Annotated in this window: 16 protein-coding genes; 9 read left to right on the top strand and 7 right to left on the bottom strand. The window is 71.7% G+C overall.

The features are described 5' to 3' along the window. Window positions 1-68 precede the first annotated feature (68 nt). Window positions 69-983 (bottom strand): glycerophosphodiester phosphodiesterase family protein, encoded by a 915-nt coding sequence (locus ACFHPP_RS05220; protein WP_437162206.1) that lies wholly within the window; start codon window positions 981-983, stop codon window positions 69-71. Between ACFHPP_RS05220 and ACFHPP_RS05215 the strand changes: the two genes are divergently transcribed. The 3 genes from ACFHPP_RS05215 to ACFHPP_RS05205 all read left to right on the top strand — a co-directional run bounded on the left by ACFHPP_RS05215 (window position 964) and on the right by ACFHPP_RS05205 (window position 5,430). Beyond that, window positions 964-1,281 (top strand): hypothetical protein, encoded by a 318-nt coding sequence (locus ACFHPP_RS05215; protein WP_430671388.1) that lies wholly within the window; start codon window positions 964-966, stop codon window positions 1,279-1,281. The genes ACFHPP_RS05220 and ACFHPP_RS05215 overlap by 20 nt on opposite strands. Before the next feature lie 159 nt (window positions 1,282-1,440). Then, window positions 1,441-2,508 (top strand): TRAP transporter substrate-binding protein, encoded by a 1,068-nt coding sequence (locus ACFHPP_RS05210; protein ID WP_437162205.1) that lies wholly within the window; start codon window positions 1,441-1,443, stop codon window positions 2,506-2,508. Continuing rightward, window positions 2,509-5,430: an ATP-binding protein gene (locus tag ACFHPP_RS05205; RefSeq protein ID WP_437162204.1), complete on the top strand. Its 2,922-nt coding sequence runs from the start codon at window positions 2,509-2,511 to the stop codon at window positions 5,428-5,430. It begins immediately after the preceding gene. Between the two features lie 3 nt (window positions 5,431-5,433). On the opposite strand, the gene ACFHPP_RS05200 is transcribed toward ACFHPP_RS05205, so the two are convergent. Genes ACFHPP_RS05200 through ACFHPP_RS05190 form a run of 3 tightly spaced genes read right to left on the bottom strand, consistent with a single transcriptional unit; the run spans window position 5,434 to window position 8,101 of the window. Then, window positions 5,434-6,363: a nucleoside hydrolase gene (locus tag ACFHPP_RS05200; protein ID WP_437162203.1), complete on the bottom strand. Its 930-nt coding sequence runs from the start codon at window positions 6,361-6,363 to the stop codon at window positions 5,434-5,436. Next, complete coding sequence (locus ACFHPP_RS05195; protein ID WP_437162202.1) at window positions 6,360-7,532, bottom strand: amidohydrolase; 1,173 nt, start codon at window positions 7,530-7,532, stop codon at window positions 6,360-6,362. Before ACFHPP_RS05195 ends, ACFHPP_RS05200 begins: the two co-directional genes overlap by 4 nt. Window positions 7,533-7,534: 2 nt before the next feature. Continuing rightward, on the bottom strand, window positions 7,535-8,101 hold the full coding sequence (locus ACFHPP_RS05190) for a DinB family protein (RefSeq protein ID WP_437162201.1): 567 nt from the start codon (window positions 8,099-8,101) through the stop codon (window positions 7,535-7,537). 80 nt (window positions 8,102-8,181) lie between these two features. Between ACFHPP_RS05190 and ACFHPP_RS05185 the strand changes: the two genes are divergently transcribed. From ACFHPP_RS05185 to ACFHPP_RS05170, 4 genes are all read left to right on the top strand, one after another. After that, complete coding sequence (locus tag ACFHPP_RS05185; RefSeq protein ID WP_437162200.1) at window positions 8,182-8,874, top strand: phosphoribosyltransferase; 693 nt, start codon at window positions 8,182-8,184, stop codon at window positions 8,872-8,874. After that, the gene (locus ACFHPP_RS05180) at window positions 8,871-10,454 is read left to right on the top strand and encodes an ABC transporter substrate-binding protein (protein ID WP_437162199.1); all 1,584 of its coding nucleotides are present in this window, start codon (window positions 8,871-8,873) and stop codon (window positions 10,452-10,454) included. The genes ACFHPP_RS05185 and ACFHPP_RS05180 overlap by 4 nt, the downstream gene beginning before the upstream one ends. Before the next feature lie 78 nt (window positions 10,455-10,532). Then, window positions 10,533-10,862: a hypothetical protein gene (locus ACFHPP_RS05175; protein ID WP_437162198.1), complete on the top strand. Its 330-nt coding sequence runs from the start codon at window positions 10,533-10,535 to the stop codon at window positions 10,860-10,862. A gap of 76 nt (window positions 10,863-10,938) precedes the next feature. Next, window positions 10,939-11,928 carry a hypothetical protein gene (locus ACFHPP_RS05170; RefSeq protein WP_437162197.1) on the top strand — a complete coding sequence of 330 codons (990 nt, stop codon included), beginning with the start codon at window positions 10,939-10,941 and terminating at the stop codon, window positions 11,926-11,928. A 3-nt stretch (window positions 11,929-11,931) separates the two neighbouring features. On the opposite strand, the gene ACFHPP_RS05165 is transcribed toward ACFHPP_RS05170, so the two are convergent. After that, a complete protein-coding gene (locus ACFHPP_RS05165; protein ID WP_437162196.1) occupies window positions 11,932-12,285 on the bottom strand; it encodes a hypothetical protein in 354 nt (117 codons plus the stop codon). Beyond that, entirely contained in the window at window positions 12,285-12,992 is a 708-nt protein-coding gene (locus ACFHPP_RS05160; protein ID WP_437162195.1) for an RraA family protein, read from the bottom strand. Before ACFHPP_RS05160 ends, ACFHPP_RS05165 begins: the two co-directional genes overlap by 1 nt. A gap of 171 nt (window positions 12,993-13,163) precedes the next feature. On the opposite strand from ACFHPP_RS05160, the gene ACFHPP_RS05155 reads away from it, so the two are divergent. Next, entirely contained in the window at window positions 13,164-14,756 is a 1,593-nt protein-coding gene (locus tag ACFHPP_RS05155; RefSeq protein ID WP_437162194.1) for a methyl-accepting chemotaxis protein, read from the top strand. Next, the gene (locus ACFHPP_RS05150; protein ID WP_437162193.1) at window positions 14,753-15,934 is read left to right on the top strand and encodes a PP2C family protein-serine/threonine phosphatase; all 1,182 of its coding nucleotides are present in this window, start codon (window positions 14,753-14,755) and stop codon (window positions 15,932-15,934) included. Before ACFHPP_RS05155 ends, ACFHPP_RS05150 begins: the two co-directional genes overlap by 4 nt. Before the next feature lie 132 nt (window positions 15,935-16,066). Here the strand turns inward: ACFHPP_RS05150 and ACFHPP_RS05145 are convergent, their stop codons facing one another. Continuing rightward, window positions 16,067-16,636 (bottom strand): fasciclin domain-containing protein, encoded by a 570-nt coding sequence (locus ACFHPP_RS05145; RefSeq protein ID WP_437162192.1) that lies wholly within the window; start codon window positions 16,634-16,636, stop codon window positions 16,067-16,069. Window positions 16,637-16,764: the final 128 nt, after the last annotated feature.

The following is a 16,764-nucleotide window of genomic DNA, read 5'->3' as shown; positions in this document are numbered from 1 at the left end:
TTATCGTTGACGGGGAGCTTAGGCGGGCTTCCGGGGCGGCCGCAACGGCCCGTTTCAGCCGCCCCGTTTCAGCCGCCCTGGCGCATCCGGATGGCCAGAGGCGGGTCGTCCGTGGCGAAGATGTCCACGCCCAGGTCCAGCATCCGCCGGATGCTCGGCGCATGATTGCCGCCCCAGGTGCCGATGCCGATGCCGGCGGCACGCAGCCCGGCGACCAGCTCGGCATCGATGGCGCTCTCATGCATGCCGACCTCGGGGAAGCCATAGGCCCGGGCGGTGGCGACAAGGCCCGGAAGGCCCAGGTCGCGCAGGGTGGCGCTCTCCAGCAGCCAGGCGACCCCCGCCAGCCCGCCGGCGGCCTGCGCCTCCGCCATGGTTCCGGCGTGGAAGCCGATGATCCAGGCGCGCCGGCGCTGCCCGGCCGCATCCAGGCCGGCCAAGGTCTTCCCGACGATGCCGGGATAGGGGCGCCCGGCTACATCCGCCTTGATCTCGATGCGCGGTACCACCGGGCTGCCGGCCAGGATCGCGAGATAGTGAGCCAGCGTCGGCGGCGCCTCCCCGGCCGCGCCGCGCACCCGCAGCGCGCCGAATTGCGCCGCCGTCAGCGCGGCAACCGGGCCGCTTGCATCCGTCATGCGGTTCAGCGTGGCGTCGTGCATCACAACGACCTCGCCATCGGCCGTCAGGTGGACGTCGCATTCCGCCTGTTCCAGCGCCAGTTGCGCGCTGTTGCGGAAGGCGGTGGCGCTGTTCTCGGGCCACAGGAACAGGCCGCCGCGATGGGCGGCGATCAGGGTCGGGTTCTGCATGAAGGCGAGCATCGCCGCCGGGCGCGCGCCGCACCAGCCCCGTCCCGGATCGCTGCACCACAAACTTGCATCGGATTGCATGCGATGGCCGCTCGGCGCATAGACGATGCAGAGGGGCGACAGCCCCATGGCTTCGGGGGCGGAGGTTGCAATGACCCTGTCGATCGTCATCCACCGGCCCGAAGGGGCTTCGGACACGCCGGCGGATGCGGCGATGGATGGCATGCGCCTGGCGGTCCGCGATGCGGTCTGGGAGATTGCGGATGCGCATTGGGCGCTCGGCAGCGATGCCATCCTGGTGTCCACCGATTTGTCGCCCGACTACATGTTGAGCCACTTCCAGCGCGCCCTGGCCCGGCGCGGCTATCCCGAATCGGGGTTCCTCCTGGTCTCCAGCGTCGGCCCGAAGGCTGCCTGGTCCGGCCTGCCGGCCGAAGCCGAGGGTTGGCTGCGCGAAGTCCTGCCCTGAGGCACTGGAACATGGTCTTGCGCGAGCGAAATAAACGGGATTTCCTGTGGGCTCACTCGCGTTATGGTTGCTGCAATCGTTAACAGGCTTGCTATAAGGATGCAGTGTGACCCCGGAGGATGCCGGGGAAGTGGCCAGGCTTGAGCCAGGGAGTCCCGCATGCCGACAGCAGTCCGCCACCTTCGCCTACTGCTTGTCGCACTGGCTGTCCTTCTGGCCGGCACCGCCACCGGTATCGCGCAGGACCCGGCGCCGCTCCGGCTGAAGATCGTCGGCGGCTTGGCCAATGTCAGCCAGTATGTCCGGTACGAGGAGCCGTTCTGGCGGTCCCGGATCGGGGAGCTGACGGATGGCCGGGTCCAGGCGGAAATCGCGCCCTTCGACCGCAGCGGCATACGCGGCCAGGAAATGCTGCAGTTGATGCGCCTCGGCGTCGTGCCGTTCGGCACTGCGCTGCTGGCCGTGGTCTCGACGGAGGAGCCGGAGTTCAACGCGGTCGACCTGCCCGCGCTGGCCCCGGACATGGCCAGCCTGCGGCAGACCGTGACCGCCTTCCGCCCGCATATCGAGCAGGTGCTGCGGGAGCGCTACCAGATCGAGCTGCTGGGCATCTACACCTACCCCGCCCAGGTGGTGTTCTGCACCCGGCCCTTTTCCGGCCTGTCGGACCTGTCCGGCCGCCGCATCCGCACCTCCTCCGTCGGCCAGTCGGAGATGGTCCAGGCGCTCGGCGCCACGCCGGTGGTCATCCCCTTCGCAGAGGTGGTGCAGGCGATCCGGGGCGGCGTGGTGGAATGCGCCATCACCGGCACACTGTCCGGCAATGCCGTCGGGCTGCACGAGGTCACCAGCCACGTGCATTCGATGGCGCTGGCCTGGGGCATTTCCATCTTCGGCGCCAGCGGCACCGCCTGGGCCGCTGTGCCGGCCGACATCCAGGCCATCATCCGCCAGGGCGTCAGCGACCTGGAGCTGCAGATCTGGGCGGCGGCGGACCGCGAGACCGGCGAAGGCCTGGCCTGCAACGCCGGCCTGCCCTCCTGCACCGCCGGGCGCCGCGGCAGCATGACGGTGGTGCCGGTCAGCCAGGCGGATGACGAGCGCCGCCGGCAACTGCTGACCGAGGTGGTGCTGCCGCGCTGGGTCAATCGCTGCGGCCTCGACTGCGTCGATGCCTGGAACGAGCACCTGGCGCCGGTTCTCGGCATCCGCGCGCGGCCGGAATAGATGCAGACCGCCCGCCGGCTGCGGCTCGCCGTCCTCGCCGCCGTGATCCTGCTGCTGCTGGCGCAGGTCGTGGCCACGGCGATGCTGCTTGAACGCTCCCGTAGGGCGGCGCTGGGCAATGCCGCGGATACGGCGGAGCGGGTCGGGCGTGCCGTCGAATCCTCGATCAACCGCAGCTTCGTGCAGGTGGATGCCATGCTGGCCGGCCTGCCGGCGATCCTGGCGCCCTACACGCGCGACGGGCGCTTCGATGCCAACGCTGCCGGCCGGGTGATGCGGGAGCTGAACAACCAGAACTTCACCTTCCGCGACGTGCTGCTCGTGCGGGCCGATGGCATGCCCATCGCCACCTCGCTGGCTGTCTCCCGCCGTCGCCCGCTTCCGCTGCCGCTCGGCCCTGCCTTCACCGACGCCACGCCGAATGCCGGCAGCGTCATGATCGGCGGCCCGGTGCAGAACCCGGCCACCGGCGAATGGGCGCTGTTCTTCGCCCGCCCGGTGCTGATGCCGGTGCTCGGCATGGTGACCGCGGTGGCCGAGGTGCCCGTGCCCATGGTCGGCAGCCTGCTCGGCGTCGGCGGCAGCGCGCCTGGCCTGCGCACGACGCTGGAGCGGGAGGACGGCACGCTGCTCGCCGCCCTGCCGCATGACGAGACGCGGATCGGCCGTCGCCTGGCACAGCCGGCCTCCGCCCTGGCGGGGATGCGGGAAGCCCGCAGCCGCTTCAACGACGAGGCTGTGCTGATCTCGGTCCGGCCGACGCTCTACCCCTCGCTCTCCATCGTCACCACCATCGAGATCGACGCCGCGCTGAGCGGCTGGAGCACGGACCGGGAGCGCGCGCTGTTCGTCTCCGGCGCCTTCGCCGCCCTGGTGCTGGCGCTGGCCGCGGCCCTGCTGCTCGGCCTGCGGCAGCGGGAGAAGGTGGAGTCGGAACGGGCACGCTGGCGCTCCACGCTGGAGAACGCGCTGGAGAGCATGTCCGACGGCTTCGTCATGTTCGGCCCGGATGACCGCCTGATCGCCTGCAACCAGCGCTACAAGGAATTCTACGCGATCTCCGCCCCCTTCATCAAAGCCGGGGCGGCGTTCCGCGACATCATGCGCGAAGGCGCGCGGCGCGGGCAGTATCCGCAGGCGGTGGGCGATATCGAGGCCTTCGTGGCTGAGATGGACCAGTGGCGCCATGCCAACAACCCGCCGATCGAACGCCTGCTGCCGGATGGCCGCTGGGTCCTGATCACGGAGCGCAGCACGCCGGATGGCGGCACCGTCGGCATCCGCACCGACATCACGCCGCTGAAGCGCGCGATGGAGGACCTGGCCACCGCCCGCGACAATGCCCGCGCCGCCGGCGAGGCGAAAAGCCAGTTCCTGGCGCGGATGTCGCATGAGTTGCGCACGCCGCTGAACGGGGTGCTCGGCTTCGCCCAGGTGCTGCTGCGCGACCCGGCGCTGACCGAGGAACAGCGCGATCAGGTGCGCACGCTGCACGAGGCGGGCCGCCACCTTCTGGAGCTGGTGAACAGCCTGCTCGACCTGTCCAAGATCGAGGCCGGCAAGCTCGACCTTCACCTGCGCGACGTGGCGGTGCGGCCGCTGCTGGAAGGCTGCGCCGGGCTGCTGGCGCCGGAGGTCGATCGCAAGGGCCTGACCCTGAAGCTGGACATCGCCCCCGGCACGCCGCCGGCGGTGGCGGCGGATGAGCTGCGGGTGCGGCAGATGCTGCTGAACCTGCTGTCCAACGCGGTGAAGTTCACGCCGCCCGGCGGCAAGGTCGACCTGCGCGCGGCGCCGCTCGGCGAAGGCCGGCCCGGCCTGCGGATCGAGGTGCAGGACACCGGGCCGGGCGTGCCGCCGGAGAAGCGCCACCTGCTGTTCGAGGATTTCTCGCAGCTTCTGCCGGCCAATGCGCAGGAAGGCGCCGGCACCGGCCTCGGCCTCGCCATCTCCGCGCGCCTCGCGGCCGCGATGGGCGGGCGGATCGGCTGCGACAGCGAGCCCGGCCAGGGCGCGCGCTTCTGGGTCGACCTGCCGCTGGAGGAGGTGCCGCTGCCGGCCGCCGCCGCCATCGCCGCTGCTCCCACTGTGGAGCCCGCACTCGCGAATCCGGGCCGCAGCCTGCGCATCCTGGTGGCGGACGATGTGGCGGCGAACCGCATGGTCGCCCGCGCCATGCTGGTGGGCGCCGGCCACCGCGTCGACAGCGCGGCCGATGGCGCGGAGGCGCTGGCCGCGGTGGAGCGCGAGGCCTACGACGTGGTGCTGATGGACGTGCAGATGCCGGTGATGGACGGGCTGGAGGCCACCCGCCGCATCCGGGCGCTGGACACCGCCCGGCGCCGCGTGCCGGTCCTGGCCGTCACCGCCTCCGCCCTGCCGGAACAGGTCGCCGCCTGCCACGCCGCCGGGATGGACGGGCACCTGGCCAAGCCGATCGACCGCGAATCGCTGATCGCCGCCGTGGCCCGCCTCGCTGCCGGCGATGCGATGCCGGGCGCTGCCGCGACCCCGGGCGCCGGGGTGCAGCAGCCGCTGCTGGATGAGGCCGTGCTGCGCAACCTGACGGCCGACCTCGGCCCGACCGCCGATGTGGTGGTCAGCGAATTCGTCTCCGAGATCCGCTTCGGCTACGAGACCCTGTCGGCGCCCGGCATCACCCGCGACATCCCGCGCCTGCGCCACGCCTCGCACCGGATGCTGGGCGCGGCCCGCACCCTCGGCGCCCGGCGCCTGGGCGCGGTGACGGAAGCGCTGCAGAAGGACCTGCACGGCGATGACCCGAACACGGCGGGCCTGCGACTGGTGCTCGAGACCGCGGCGGCGACCCTGCCGCTGATCGAGGCGCCGCTGGAACGCCCGGCGCAGGGCGAGGAGGCGAAGCCGCGCTCCGTCAGGTTGGCGCAGGGCGTGGCGGACTGAAGCCTACGGCAGCCGGGCGATCCTCTCGGCCAGCAGCGTGAAGAAGCCGGTGGAGTCCAGGGTCTCCTGCAGCATCAGGTTCGGCGGCCGCCGCAGGCGGTCCCAGCGGTCGATCACCGTGCGCCCGCGCCCCGGGCCGGGGCCGCAATCCACCTCCGCATGCGCATCGCGCGCACCGAACAGCTTCGGCGCCAGCAGCCAGGCGATGGTGCAGGGATCGTGCAGCGGAAAACCCCTGTGGCCCATGCGGCGGGAGGGTGGCAGCGCCCGCAGGATGGCCAGCGTCGCCTGCCAGCAGGCCCCGCCCTGGTGCCGCGCCAGGTCCTCGATCACCTGCGGCGTCACGAGGGCCTGCGCCGTCAGGTCCAGCGTCGCCATGGACCGGCGGCAGCCGAGGCCCAGCAGCATGGCCAGCGCCTCGGGGTCGTTCCAGGCGTTGAATTCGGCGGCGGGGGTGATGTTGCCCTCCGACCAGGCACCGGACATCAGCGCGATCTCGGCGACGCGGTCGACCAGCGCCGGTTCGGTGGCGAAGGCCAGCGCCAGGTTCGTCACCGGCCCAAGCCCGACCACGGTGACGGACCTTGCGGGTGCCGAACGCAACAGGGCGCGGATGGCGTCCGCCGCGATGCCCGGCGCCAAGGGCGGGCCTTCCGGCAGGCGCACGCCGCCCAGCCCGTCATCGCCATGCACCGCCGTCTCCGCCCGGAACGGCGCCATCAGCGACCGCTCGGCCCCGGCCACCACCGGGATGGCGCGCCCGGCGAGCGCCACGATGGCGCGGGCATTGGCGGTGGTGCGGTCCAGCCCGACATTGCCGCCGGCCACCGTCACCAGCCGCACATCCAGCTCCGGCGAGGCCAGCGCCAGCCACAGCGCGATGGCATCGTCCGTGCCCGGGTCGCAATCGATGATGGTCGGGCGCGGCGTCATCCGAGTTCCGCCTCCACCAGGCTGCACCAGAAGGCGGCACCATGCGCAAGGGCGGCGTCCGGGAAGTCGAAATGCGGGTTGTGGTGCCAGCCCTCGGGATGCGCCGGGTCGCCGGTGCCGAGCCAGGCATAGGCGCCGGGGCGGCGCGCCAGGAACTCGGAAAAATCCTCTCCCGCCGTGATCGGCGGGTGGTCGTCGCGTACGGCTTCGGCGGTGCCGGTGGCGGCGGCGACCATCACGGCCGCCTGCGCCGCATGGTTCACCGTGGGGGCGAGGCGGCGGATGTAGCGCGGTGTCGCCTCCAGCCGGTGCAACCCGGCGACGGCGTGGGCGATCGCGGCGAGGCGGGTTTCCAGATGCGTCCGCACCGTCTCCTCCAGCGCGCGGGCGGTGCCGCGCAGGAAGACCGTCGCGGGGATCACGTTCGGCGCCGCCGCGTCGCCCGCCGCCATATGCCCGACGCTGACCACGGCGGTGCCGAGCGGATCGACCTCCCGCGCCGCGATCGCCTGGATGGCGGTGATGAACTGCGCCGCTGCCAACGTCGCGTCGCGGCCGAGATGCGGCTTGGCGCCATGCGTGCCGATGCCGCGGAACGTCACCTCCCAGGTATCGCTGCTGGCCAGCACCGCGCCCTTCGGCACCGCGACGGTGCCCATCGGCAGGCCGGGCAGGTTGTGCAGGCCATAGATCGCCTCCATCGGAAAGCGCTCGAACAGCCCCTCCTCCGCCATCGCCCGCGCGCCGCCGAGCGATTCCTCGGCCGGCTGGAACACCAGTTGCACGGTGCCGGCGAAGCGGTCGCGGTGCGCCGCCAGCCATTGCGCGGCACCCAGCAGCATCGCGGTGTGGCCGTCATGCCCGCAGGCATGCATCCGGCCGGGCGTGGTGCTGGCATAGGGCAGGCCGGTGGATTCCGTCATCGCCAGCGCGTCCATGTCGGCGCGCAGCCCGATGCAGCGATTGCCCGCGCGCGTGCCCCGCAGCGTGCCGACGAGGCCGGTGCGGGCGATGCCCTCCGTCACCTCGATCCCCCAGCCGCGCAGCATTTCGGCGACGCGGGCGCCGGTGCGCAGTTCCTCGAAACCCAGTTCGGGGTGGCGGTGGAAATCCTGCCGCCAGGTGGTCATGGCCGGGATGGCGTCGGCAAAGTCGTCAGGGCGCGGCATGGTCAGCTTCGGCTCCAGATTCCGGACTCGGTGAAGCCGAGTTCGGCGAATTCGGCAGCGCGCAGGGGCGCTTCCTCGGCGGCGTAGAATTCATCCAGTTGCGGCGGCTTCACGCCGGTGCCGGACAGCATGGCATGGGCCTGGCCGCGATGGTGGATCTGGTGCTGGAACAGGTGCAGCAGCAGCCGGTCGCGCCGTTCCACCTGCACGCGGGTGTCGCGGTTCACCCGCACCTCCGCGCCCAGCGCATCCTCGTCCAGCGCCGCGCAATGCGCCACCAGCCGCCGGTCCACCGCCGCCTGTGCCGCGCGCAGGTCGGCCAGCACCGGGCAGGGCACGGGGTTCGCGAAGGCCTTGGGGCCAAGCCAGCCGCCCTCCAGCGCATCGACGTAGAACCAGTCGATGATCAGGATGTGGTTCAGCGTCGCGATCAGGCTCGGGAAGAAGCCGGTGCGCGGCGCGGCCAGGGCTTCCCCATCCAGGGTTCCACAGGCGGTCAGCAACCGGTGATTGGCCCATGCATTGTTGCAGGCCTGGGCGCGGAAGGTCAGGCTCAGGCTGGGTTTCATGCGGACCTGTCCCTTTGCGCAGGTTGCGGATACGGGGCGGAGCGTGCCACGCTGCCCCCTCTCGACAAAGCGGATGGCTGATGCGGTTCTGGCAGCAATTTGGCGCGGCCGGTGGCTCACCGCCGCCCTATCGCGACCATTTTCCCGCTGCCATGCCGGATGGCAGCGTGCTGGACCTGCCGCTGCGTGATTTTGCCGAGTTCGCCGTCGCCGGGCTGATTGTCAACCAGGCCAGCTTCCCCGTGGTGCTGCGCCTGGCGGGCTGGATGACGGAGGCCGCGCGCCCCTTCGCCGCCGATGTGGTGGTGGGCCTGCCCTCGCTCGGACAGGTCTTCGCGCCGCTGGTCGCCGAGGGGCTCGGCCATGCGAACTGGGTCGCACCCGGCTGGTCGCGCAAGCGCTGGTACGAGGACCGGCTCTCCGTCCCCGTCCATTCCATCACCAGCCCGGCCGAGCGCCGGCTGTGGCTCGACCCGCGGCTGCTGGACCGGCTGGCGGGGCGGCGCGTGCTGCTCGTGGACGACGTCATCTCCACCGGCACCTCCGCCCAGGCCGGGCTGGCGCTGCTGGAAGCAGCCGGGGTCGTGCCCGTGGCCTTGCTGGTCGCCATGGTCCAGGGCGACCGCTGGATGCCGGGCTGGCCCGCCGCCGTGCCGGTTCGTGCCGCCTTCGCGACGCCGATCCTCCGTCCCTCGTCCGAGGGCTGGCTGCCGGAAGCCGGCACCGCCCCGCATCGCCTCTGCCCGCTCCGCCCCAAGGACCACGCCGCATGATCCGCTCGCTCCGCGCCGCCCTCCTGGCCTCGGCCATCTTCGCGGCCCCAGTCGCGGCCCCAGCCCTGGCGCAGGACAACATCCGCATCGGCGTGGAGGCCGGGCCCACCAGCCTCGATCCGCATTTCGCCAGCCTGATCACCAACATCGCCTTCGCCCGCCATGTCTTCCAACCGCTGATGGAACAGGATGCGAAGCAGGACCTGCGCCCCGCCATCGCCACGTCGCTGCGCGCGATCGAGCCGCTGGTCTGGGAGGTGAAGCTGGACCCTGCCGCCCGCTTCCACGACGGGCAGCCGGTGACGGCGGAGGATGTCGCCTTCACCCTGTCCCGTGCCGGCGACGTGCCGAATTCCCCCTCCTCCTTCCGCTACGCCACGCGGCCGATCACGCGGGTGGAGGCGGTGGATGCCACCACGCTGCGCCTGCACACCGCGCAGCCGACGCCGCTGCTGCCGAACTTCCTGGCGCTGGTGATGATCGTCTCGAAGAAGCATGGCGAGGGCGCCACCACGGCGGACTACAATGCCGGCCGCGCCATGATCGGCACCGGCCCCTTCCGCCACGTCTCCTGGCAGCCCGGGAGCCCGGTGGTGATGGAGCGCAACCCCGCCTTCCACGGCACCGCCCCCGCCTTCGCACGCGCCGAGTTCCGCCCCATCGCCAATGCCGGCGCCCGCGTCGCGGCGTTGCAGGCCGGCGACGTGGACCTCATCGAGATCGTCCCGCCCGACCATTTCGCCCGCTTCCGCGGGGAGCCCGCGCGGTTCAGCGTCGCCGAAAGCCCCTCCAACCGGCTGATCTTCCTGACGCTGGACAGCGACCGCGTCGAAAGCCCCTTCGTCCGCGCCAAGGATGGCGGCCGCATCGACAATCCGCTGCGCGATGCCCGCGTGCGCCGCGCCCTGTCGCTGGCGATCAACCGGGACGCCATCGTCTCCCGCATCATGCAGGGCCAGGCATTGGCCGCCGGCGACCTCGGGCCGCCGGGCTATTTCGGCACCTCGCCGTCCATGACCCCGCCGCCCTTCGACCTAGACCAGGCGCGCCGCCTGCTGGCCGAGGCCGGGCTGCCGAACGGCTTCTCCATCCAGCTCAACGGCCCGAACGACCGCTACACCAATGACGAACAGGTGGTTCAGGCCATCGCGCAGATGTGGACCCGCCTCGGCATCACCACGACGGTCGAGACCAAGACGCGATCGATGTGGCTCAGCGAGGCGGCGCAGCTGCGCTATTCCGCCAACCTCGCCGGCTTCTCGCCCAACCCGGAGCTGCTCGGGATGCTGGAGACGCAGATCCACACCTGGGACACCACGCTCGGCCTCGGCAGCGCCAATCGTGGCCGGTTCTCCAACCGGGAGATCGACGCCATCATCCAGCGCGCCCGCACCACCATCGACGACGACCAGCGCCGCGCCCTGACGCAGCAGGCAACGCGGATGGCGCTGGTGGACCATACGGCGCTGGTGCCGCTGTATTTCCAGGTGAACACCTGGGCGATGCGGCGCGGCTTCACCTATGCGGCGCGGACGGACGAGATGACGCTGGCTTTCAGCGCCGGGCGCGCGGCGCAATAGCGATCCGCTTGATCGGGCGATCCGCGGCCACCATAGTCTCGGGGCGACACACGAGAGGTGACGCGAAGGGAGGATCGGGTGCGGAAGACGGATTATTTCGGAACCTTCCTCGACACGCTGAACTCCAGCGGCACGGCGCCGCGCGGGCCGCTCATCAAGGGAATGCCGCGCCCGGCCAGTGCCGCTGAACCGGCACCCGCGCTGGAGCTGGAGACGGTCCTCCAGGTGCTGCCCGGCGAACCGGGCGCCGAGATCTCGATCGTCGACCTGGCGCGGACCCTCGGGGTGGGTCTGAACCAGTTGGCCCCGCTGCTGAAGACGGCGGAGACGAACGGGCTGGTCCGCAACAACCGCGGGCAATTCTCCCTGACCGAGATGGGCCGGCAGGCCGCTATCCCAGCCAGCTGAAGCCGGTTGCGGGACGTTCTCGGGCAGCGCTAGGCTCGGCGCGTCGTTCCGCCGCAGCACCGGAGGCGTCCGCCGCATGCCCGACCGGGCCCGCATCGCCCTCGTCGTCCTCGTCCTGGCCGTGCCGCTGGTGCCGCTGGTCGGCGGCCTCGCCGCCGCCGGGACGGTGCGCGACCTGGTGCTGATCGGACTGGTCGCGGTGGTGGCGGGGGCCTTCGTCTTCGTGCTCGCGGGCGATCCGGCGCGTCAGGCCAGGCGCACCACCCCGCAGGCCGCGCGCAGCGTGGCGGTGACGCTGGGCAGCGCCGGCGCGCTCGGCCTGGGGCTGATCCTGTTCGTGCTGTGGCTGCGGGCGGCGCCGGGCGCGGGCATCGGCTGGGACAGGCACGTGCTGGCGCAGTATGGCTCCGTCGCCTTCTTCGCCGGCGCGGTCGGCTTCGGGGAGCTGATCGCGCGCTACCGCGACGATCCTTCCAGCCTGCTCGGGATGCGGCCCTCGGCGGCCTATATCTGCATCAACGTCGCCTCCGGCATCATCGCGCTGGCGCTGGTGCAGCAGTTCCAGGTGATCGACGCCGCCAACCCGAACAGGCTGCTGGTCGAGACGCTGCTGGCCGCCTTCGGCGCCATCGCCTTCTTCCGCACCTCGCTGTTCACCGCCCGGATCGGCGATGCGGATGTCGGCATCGGCCCTTCCACCATGCTGAAGACCTTCCTGGAAGGGTCCGACCGGCTGGTGAACCGCAGCCAGGCGACGGACCGGGCCGATACCGTGGCCAGATGCATGCGGGACATCGATTTCGAGAAGGCCAAGGCCACCCTGCCCGCCTTCTGCCTTGGCCTGGTCGAGGGGTTGAGCGGGGAGGAGCAGCGCGAGCTTGGCGAGCAGATCGCACGGCTGGACCAGGATGCGAAGATCACCCCGGCGGCGAAGACCCATATCCTCGGCGTCTACCTGCTGCGCCAGGTCGGTGGCACGGTGCTGGCGAAGGCGGTGCAGACCCTGGGCGACACCATCAGGTCCACAGGACCACAACTGGTGGAGCCCATGGATGTGCCGGAGTAGGCCTCAGCCGCAACCCGGATAGGCGAGCCAGCCCAGCTCCCGCCCCGCCGGGTCCACCACCCGCCAGGCATCGACGCAGCGCCGGTCCAGCATGAAGGCGCGCAACCCCTCATCCGCCCGCGCTGCGCCGGCAGGCCGCCGGGCGGCGCCGGCGCAATCCTGCCGCGTGCCGTCTGGCAGCAGCAGGCGGGCGACCACGCCGCCAGCCTCCTCCCACGCCGCCACCACCATCGCGCCGGGACGGTCCGCGAGGCAGGTCCGCAGCGCCGGCGCCCATTCCACCACGCGGCTTTCCCAGGCCGTCTCCTGCGCGAGCGCCAGCCCCGGCAGCAGCGCCAGGGCCAGCGCCCACCGCATCAGTGGATCTCGCTGGCCCGGCCGATCGCCTCGGCCAGCTTCGCCGCACTGAAGTCGGGGTCCTTGCACAGGTCGAGGATCACCTTCTCCCGCCGTGCGCCCAGTTCGATCGCGGCCGGGATCAGCCGCACCGCCTCATGCGGGATCACCACGGCGCCGTGGAAGTCGGCATGGATCACGTCCTCATGCTTCACATGCATCCCGTGCACCGCCACTTCCTGCCCGAAGGCCACCATGTGGACGAAGGCGTGGGAGGGGTTCACCACGCCCGCCAGCAGCTGGAAGCCCGGCGCCAGCATATCGAGGTCGCGGATCGAGCCGTTGGTGACGCCGCCCTGCGCGCCGAGTGCCTTGTGCACGGCCGAATGCACCTCGCCCCAGAAGGCACCAACGCCCGGCGTGTCGTCCAAATCCTGCAGCACCACGATGGTGGGCAGGGAGGCACGCTCGACATACTCGTACCAGCCGAGCCGCACCGCGCGGTCCTGTTCGGCCGGACGGCCGGAGGGGGCCGCGGCGCGGATGGTGCCGGTGCGCGCCAGGCCGCAGATCGGCGGCAGCTTGCGGTCGGCGGCCACCAGCGGTCGCACCGTGAAGCCATGGCCGCGGCGGCCCGGCACCACGGTCTCCAGCGCGTTGCAGATGGTGGGCGTGTCCCATTGCCGCAGCGTCTCGAGGTCTTCCAGCGTGAACGGATGCTCGGCCATGGTCGCGTTTCCCTTTCCCGGCAATGTGCCGTGCGCAGGATCGAACCTGCGCCCCGGCCCGTCAAACGGCTGCCTTGAACCGGCGAAGCTTGTTGCCACCCCGCGCCGCCTGTAGCTTGAACCCCAGGTCAAGAAGGCCAAGCCCCCATTCCACCGGACCCGCCCCGAGCCATGACCTTGCAGAAACCCGGCGCCTCCCGCCTCCGCGCCTGGTTCGGCCGTATCGGCGTGCGCGCCGGGCTGATCTCGCTGCTGATGCTGATGGTGGTCGGGCTGCTGTCGGGCGCGGCCCTCATCGTCGTCGCCCGCCAGGTCGTCATCATCGAGCAGCTTGGCCTGCGCGACCGCAACGCCGATGCGGCGGTGGACGATTTGGCGCTCAACGTGGCGGATTTCTCCTCGGCCTTCGCCAGCGTCATCGCCGGCGTCCTGCAGCCCGGGCCGAGCGCGCAGCGCATGGTCCGCAACGGCCAGCTCATCGGCGAATCCTTCGACCGCATGGTGGCGATCCTCGGCCCGCAGATCGACCCGATCGTGCTCGGCGGCGGCGTCGACATGGCGCGCCGGCTGCCGGAGTTCACCGAACAGGTCCGCGCCGCCTTCGCCGGGCGCGAACGCGCGCGGTTCGGACCGCTGCACGAGGAATGGCTCGACTTCGCCTCCGCCTTCAACCGCGTCGCCAGCGTCGCCCGCACCGAGGTGAAGCGCAGTTCCGACGAATCGCTGGAGGCGGCGCGCCAGCTCGAGGTCCAGGCGCGCACCATCGTCCTGGCCGCCGCCGCGGCCGGGCTGGTCGGCTGCGCCCTGGTCTGGGTGGTGCTGGTCCGGCTGCTGGCGCAGCCCCTGTCGCGCCTCGCCATGGCGATGGTCAGCCTGTCCCGCGGCGCGGTGCAGACCGCCGTGCCGGGTGCCGAGCGCACCGACCAGGTGGGCGAGATGGCACGCGCCGTGCTGGTGTTCCGGGAGAACCTGGTCGCCGCGCGCAACCTGACAGAGACGGCACTGGAAAACGCCCGCCGCACCGCCGTCGCCACCACCCAGGCCTCCGACGCCATCGGCCAGGTCTCGGATGGCGCCATGACCCAGCTCGCGGAGCTGCGCCAGGTCGAGGAGGCGCTCGGCCAGACGCAGGATGCGGTGCGGGAGGTCGGCCGTACGACGCAGGACAGCAGCGACCGCGCCGATGAATCGAAGGCCCTGCTGGCCGAGAATTTGGTGAAGCTGCGCAGCCTGATCGAGCTGGTGGATGCCGTCGCCGAGGATACCGAGCGCGTGACGCGCATCGCCGGCACCATCGCCAAGATCGCGACCCAGACCAACATCCTGGCGATCAACGCCGCCATCGAGGCCGCCCGCGCCGGCGAGCACGGCCGTGGCCTGGCCGTGGTGGCGGAGGAGGTCCGCGCGCTGGCCGCCAGCAGCGAGAGCCTGGCGCAGGAGATCGCGGATGTCGTGCTGGTCGCCGGCCGCCGCACCCGAGAAGGCAGCGGCACCGCCGCCGCGGTGGGCGAGGCGATGGACGACCTCGAGAAGTTGGTCACCGAATCCGCCCGCCTCGCCGGCGCCATCGCGGTGGCGATGGAGGAACAGCAAGCGACCGTCACCTCCATCACCGACCGTGTCAGCACCCTGTCCCGCATCGGCCAGTCCAACGCCACCGCCGCGGAGGAGATCACCGTGACCATGATCGACCTGTCGAAGCTCGCGGCGGAGACCCGCAGCGTCGTCGAAGCCATGGCCTCGGACAAGGGCGCACGCGCGTGAGCGAGACGGCAGTTGCGGGTGAGGACGTCTCGATCCTCGTCGTCGACGACAGCAGCTTCAACCGGCTGGTGCTGAAGCGGCGGCTGGCCGAACTTGGCTACCCCAACGTGACGATGGCGGAGGACGGCGTGCAGGGCCTGGCGGCGCTGGAACGCGGCCACTTCGACATCATGCTTCTCGACCTCGAGATGCCGAACCTGGACGGCATCGGCGTGCTGGAGCAACTGCGCGCGGCACGCGGCGCGGCGCCGCCGGTCATCGTCATCTCGGCGCTGACGGAGATGGAGAAGATCGTCCGCTGCATCGAACTGGGTGCCGAGGACTACCTGCCGAAATCCTTCGACCCGCCGCTGCTGCGCGCGCGCCTCGGTGCCGTTCTGGAAAAGAAGCGGCTGCGGGACCTGGCGGATGCGCGGCTGGCGGCGCTGGAGGCGGAGCTGGAATCGGCCCGCGCCGCGCAGCTTTCGCTGGTGCCGCGCGATTTCGCGGCCGCCGCCACGGGAACCTTGACGGTGCACGCCGCCATGGTGCCGGCGCGGCAGGTCGGCGGCGACCTGTATGACTGCCTGCGGCTGGATTCGCGCCACATGCTGTTCGCGGTGGCCGACGTCTCCGGCAAGGGTGCGCCCGCCGGCCTCACCATGGCGCGTACCCTCGGCCTGATGCGCGCGGCGGCGAAGCGGCTTTCGGCGGAGGGCGAAAGCCCCGACCCGGGCGCCATCCTCGCCATGGCGAATGACGACCTGGCCGCCGACAATGAAAGCCAGACCTTCGTCACCGTCGTGCTCGGCATCATCGATGGCACCACCGGCGAAGGTCGCATCGCCGTCGCCGGCCACGACATCCCGCTGCTGGTCGCCCCGGGCGCCGCACCGCGCCTGCTGACCGGCCTGCGCCGCCAGCCGGCGCTCGGCGTGATGGAGGGAATCGGCTACGGCTCCGACCCCTTCCGCGTGGCGGCGGGGGAGGCGCTGTTCTGCTATTCGGACGGCGTGTCAGAGGCCGAGGACGATCGCGGCGGCTTCTTCGGCCGCGATCGGCTGGAAGCGGCGCTGGCCGAGGCCGGCGCCGAACCCGTTGCGCTGGTGGAGACCGTGCTGCGCGCCGTGACCGCCTTCGCCAACGGCGCGCCACAGGCGGACGACATCACCGCCCTGGCGCTACGCTACCAGGGCTGAGACGCTCGCCCTCAAGCGCCGGGCGTGGCCTCCGGCCGCCTGGCTCGTCATGCCGAAGGCATGCCTGCGGCATCACGCATGTGCGGCGGGCGCCATTCGGCGGCTGCAGGCCAGGAACTACGCCGCCCGGTATCAGTTCGGCAGCACCGGCGCGTTGGTGACGTGGAACACGCCATCCGCCGCCAGCACCTCGCCACGGGTGATCGCCACCGGCGGACGTCCGGCCGCCAGGGTCACACCCTCCCGCGCCAGGGTCGCGGTCCGCGAACCGGTCGGCTGAACGGCCAGGCGGGCGCGGTCCCAGGTCACCACCGTGTTGCGCCGCGCCGCGATATCCGCGAAGCGCAGCAGCCCGAAGGCGGCGTTGGCGAAGGCGATGGGCTGCAACAGGGCGCGCTGCGCCTCCGTCGGGCTGGACGGCGGATTGTCCAGCAGCGCCAGGACCGGCGCCGGCAGGCCGTTGAAGCCCTCGTTCACCGGCGCGAACAGCGTCACCGCGCCACTGCGCAGGCCGAGCCGGGTGTTGGCGCCGCTGACCGTCAGCAGGGCCGCGAAGCGACGGTGCTCCGGCTTGCCGCGCAGCAGGGTCAGCAGGTCGATCGTGCCGTCCTCCGGCAACGCACGGGGGGCGGAGGGCGTTTGGCAGGCGGCCAGGAGCAGCGCGAGGCTGCCAGCGCCGAGCGCGTGGCGTCGGGAAATCACGGGCAAGTCCCTTTTCAGATGCCGGAAGATGAAGCCCGGGCGAATCGCCCGGCACCGGCGCAGCCCGCCGCGTCTAGCCCTGCCAAGGTTCCCCGTCCAGAAGCTGGAAGGCTGTTACGCAGGCGGCC

The sequence above is a fragment of the Falsiroseomonas sp. E2-1-a20 genome (genome assembly GCF_051433195.1).
GTDB lineage: Bacteria > Pseudomonadota > Alphaproteobacteria > Acetobacterales > Acetobacteraceae > Falsiroseomonas.
The sequence above is the reverse complement of the archived record's forward strand: the minus strand, read 5'-3'. Positions and strand labels throughout refer to the sequence as shown.